This window comes from Nocardia sp. NPDC004722, assembly GCF_053601505.1.
Genome location: NZ_JBSGBY010000705.1, coordinates 1 through 4046, shown reverse-complemented (window position 1 = coordinate 4046; position 4046 = coordinate 1). Strand labels below are relative to the sequence as shown.

Sequence of the window (4046 nt, the reverse complement as noted above, 5' to 3'; positions counted from 1 at the left end):
GAGAGGGGTGAGGCGATGATGTTGCGGACCCGCTCGTGGGTGGCGCTGGGCAGCAGCCCGGCCTCGGTGAGTCGATCGGTGAGCGCGGCCGCGTCGCGGACCTGTCGCAACTGCACGTTGCCGCGAGAGGTGAGCTCGATGTTCCCGTCGCCGAGGTCGACCGCCGCCGCGGCGAGGGACTGCAACTGTTCGGGGGACAAGCGCCCGCCGGGTACGCGGATACGGGCGAGGGGACCGTCGGCTGCTTCGTGCAGGCGCAGCACGCCCGGGCAGGAATCGGGATCGGATCGCGTCATGACGCCCCCAGCCTACGGAGGATGCCGAGGTCGAGCATCCCTGGGCCGCATGGGTATCTGTCCGATATCCAAATTTGTAGATATTGCGATCTATGCATTGATTGCCCGAAAGTCGGTGGGGGCAGTAGGGGATTCGGGTGGAGACAGAAAGATTCCGGGGCATCGAGCCCCGGAATCTGTTGGGCGAATTCGGGGAAGCGGGGTCAGCCCGCCTGGTGGGGTTCGATGGACTTCGGGGCGCCGCGGCGGCGTGCGAAGGCCGGGGAGACCTCCCAGGTGTCGTTCATGAGGCTGGGGACATTGTGGTGTTCGACGTGGTCGCGGTGGATGGTGGTGGTCATGATGGTGATGCCGAAGAGGACGGTGGCGGCGCAGATGATGCCGGCGAGCATGGCCCACTGCGTATGACCGGAGCCGGCGGCCGTGAGGGCCATGGCCAGCGTTGCGAAGGCAACCAGTGCGCAAAAGTATCCCGACCAGGCAGCAAAGCGGTTCCGCCTGACCCATCCTGGAGTGGTTGGCATACCGGCAGCATACGGGTGGACCGGTCGGTCTCCCAGCTGCTCGGACGAGCCTTTGCCGCACTGTGATCCGGGCGGGTTGCGGGGAGTACGCGGCGGGCGCGATAGCATCGGCGAGCTCGTCGAACGGAAGAAACCGGTGCAATTCCGGTGCGGTCGCGCCACTGTGACAGTCAGACCTTCCGACGAGCGCCGTACCGTGCTGGGCGCGTCACCCGAGGAAGGCCGAAACCTGTGATTCTGCTGCTGTCCACGTCCGATACCGATCTGCTGAGCGCGCGAGCCAGCGGGGGAGAGTATCGGCTCGCCAATCCCGCGCGGCTGCTGCCGGAGGATCTGCCCGGGCTGCTCGACGGCGCCGAGCTGGTGATCGTGCGCATCCTGGGCGGCAAGCGCGCCTGGGAGGCCGGGCTGGAGACGGTGCGCGCCAGTGGGATTCCGATGGTCGCGCTGGGCGGTGAGATCGCGCCGGACGCCGAACTCATGGAGTGCTCGACGGTGCCGGGCGGCGTGGCCGCGGACGCGCACAACTACCTGGCCGCGGGCGGTCCGCGAAACCTGTTGCAGCTGCACAACTTCCTGTCCGACACGGTGCTGCTGACCGGGCACGGGTTCGAGCCGCCGGTGGAGATGCCGAGCTGGGGTGAGCTGGAACGGGAGGCGCGCGCGGTCGACGCGGACGCCCCGACGGTCGCGGTGGTGTATTACCGCGCCCAGCATCTGGCCGGGAACACCGGCTATATCGACGGGCTGTGCGAGGCCATCGAGGACAAGGGCGCGCGGGCGCTGCCGCTGTACTGCGCCTCGCTGCGGACCGCGGAACCGGAACTGCTGGCCGCGCTGCGCACCGCCGACGCGCTGGTGGTCACGGTGCTGGCCGCCGGTGGCACCAAGCCCGCGACCGTCTCGGCCGGTGGCGACGACGAGGCGTGGGACGTGGGTGCGCTCGCGGATCTGGATGTTCCGATCCTGCAAGGGCTCTGCCTGACCAGCGGCCGCGCGCAGTGGGAGGCCAATGACGACGGCCTCTCGCCGTTGGATGTGGCCACCCAGGTGGCGGTGCCGGAGTTCGACGGCCGCATCATCACGGTGCCGTTCTCGTTCAAGGAATTCGACGCCGACGGACTGTCGACCTATGTGCCCGACGCCGAGCGTGCGGCCCGGGTGGCCGGTATCGGGGTGCGGTACGCGCGGCTGCGGCACATTCCGAACGAGCGCAAGAAGATCGCGATCGTGCTGTCGGCGTACCCGACCAAGCATGCCCGCATCGGCAATGCCGTCGGCCTGGACACCCCGGCCAGCGCGATCCGGCTGCTCAGTGAAATGCGTTCGGCCGGTTACGATCTCGGCGCGGAGGGCGAGATCCCCGGTCTGGAGCAGGGCGACGGTGACGCGCTCATCCACGCGCTGATCGCCGCAGGCGGTCAGGACCCCGACTGGCTGAGCGCCGAACAGCTGGAGGGCAACCCGATTCGCATCGGTGCGTCGCTCTACCGGCAGTGGTTCGACACCCTGCCGGAGGATCTGCGCGAGGGCGTCACCGAGGCGTGGGGTGCGGCGCCGGGCGAGCTCTACGTCGACCGCTCCGCCGATCCCGAGGGTGAAATCGTCATCGCCGCACTGCGTTTCGGCAATGTGGTGCTGATCGTGCAGCCGCCGCGCGGATTCGGCGAGAACCCGGTCGCCATCTACCACGACCCGGATCTGCCGCCGAGCCACCACTATCTGGCCGCCTACCGCTGGCTGGCCGCGCCGGAGGGCTTCGCCGCGGACGCGGTGGTGCACCTGGGCAAGCACGGCAATCTGGAGTGGCTGCCGGGCAAGACCCTCGGCATGTCGGCGTCCTGCGGCACGGACGCCGCGCTGGGTGATCTGCCGCTGATCTACCCGTTCCTGGTCAACGATCCGGGCGAGGGCACGCAGGCCAAGCGCCGCGCCCACGCCACCCTGGTCGACCACCTGATCCCGCCGATGGCGCGCGCCGAAACCTACGGCGACATCTCGCGATTGGAGCAGCTGCTCGACGAGCACGCCAATATCTCCGCGCTCGACCCGGCCAAGCTGCCCGCCATCCGCCAGCAGATCTGGACGCTCATGCGCGCGGCCAAGATGGACCACGATCTGGGGCTAGCCGAACGGCCCGAGGAAGACGTCTTCGACGACATGCTGTTGCACGTCGACGGCTGGCTGTGCGAGATCAAGGACGTGCAGATCCGTGACGGCCTGCACGTGCTCGGCCAGGCCCCGGCCGGGGAGGCAGAGGTCGATCTGGTGCTGGCCATGCTGCGCGCCCGGCAGTTGTGGGGTGGCGAGGTCAATGTGCCGGGTCTGCGGGAAGCGCTGGGGCTCAGCGAAGCCGGGGACGAGTCGCGCGAGCGCGTCGACGCCTTCGAGAAGCTGGCCCGCGAACTCGTGCTGACCATGCAGGAGGTCGACTGGGACATCGACTCCATCGACGCGGTCACCGAGACCCTGCTCGGCGGCGAACTCGCCGAGGCCGCCGGGATCACCGCGAGCGGAGACCCGCTGACCGAGGTGCGCCGGGTGCTCGGTTTCGCGGCCACCGAGGTGGTACCGCGGCTGCGACAGACCGGGGTCGAGATCGCGCGCATCCTGCACGCGCTCAACGGCGGTTTCATTCCGGCCGGCCCGAGCGGGTCGCCGCTGCGCGGGTTGATCAACGTGCTGCCGACCGGTCGCAACTTCTACTCGGTCGACCCCAAGGCGGTGCCGTCGCGGCTGGCCTGGGAAACCGGTCAGGCGATGGCGGATTCGCTGCTGGAACGCTATCTGGCCGACCACGGCGAATACCCGCGCTCGGTGGGGCTGTCGGTGTGGGGCACCTCGGCCATGCGGACCTCCGGCGACGATATCGCCGAGGTGTTCGCGCTGCTGGGCGTGCGGCCGGTGTGGGACGAGGCGAGCCGCCGCGTCACTCGCCTGGAAGCCATCGCCCTCGACGAGTTGGGCCGCCCGCGCATCGACGTGACCGTGCGCATCAGCGGCTTCTTCCGCGACGCCTTCCCACACGTGCTGGCGCTGCTCGACGACGCGGTGCGCCTGGTGGCCGAGCTCGACGAGCCCGCCGAATCCAACTATGTGCGCGCCCACGCCCAGGCCGACCTGGCCGAGCACGGTGACGAACGCCGCGCCACCACAAGGATTTTCGGCTCCAAGCCGGGCACCTACGGGGCGGGGCTGTTGCAGCTGATCGACTCCAAGAGTTGGC

The 4046-nt window shown here is 69.2% G+C and carries 2 protein-coding genes, 1 pseudogene and 1 riboswitch; of the genes and pseudogenes, 1 reads left to right on the top strand and 2 read right to left on the bottom strand.

Going from position 1 to position 4046, the window contains the following annotated elements; genetic code table 11:
- Window positions 1–296: pseudogene (locus ACWELQ_RS40235) on the bottom strand (precorrin-3B synthase); the annotation flags it as partial.
- A 203-nt stretch (window positions 297–499) separates the two neighbouring features.
- On the bottom strand, window positions 500–730 hold the full coding sequence (locus ACWELQ_RS40230) for a hypothetical protein (protein WP_452402245.1): 231 nt from the start codon (window positions 728–730) through the stop codon (window positions 500–502).
- A gap of 206 nt (window positions 731–936) precedes the next feature.
- Window positions 937–1006: riboswitch (adenosylcobalamin-variant (AdoCbl-variant) riboswitch) on the top strand.
- Window positions 1007–1051: 45 nt separating this feature from the next.
- Between ACWELQ_RS40230 and cobN the strand changes: the two genes are divergently transcribed.
- Window positions 1052–4046 (top strand): cobaltochelatase subunit CobN (gene cobN / locus ACWELQ_RS40225; RefSeq protein ID WP_452402244.1); only part of this gene is annotated, 2995 nt, incomplete at its 3' end.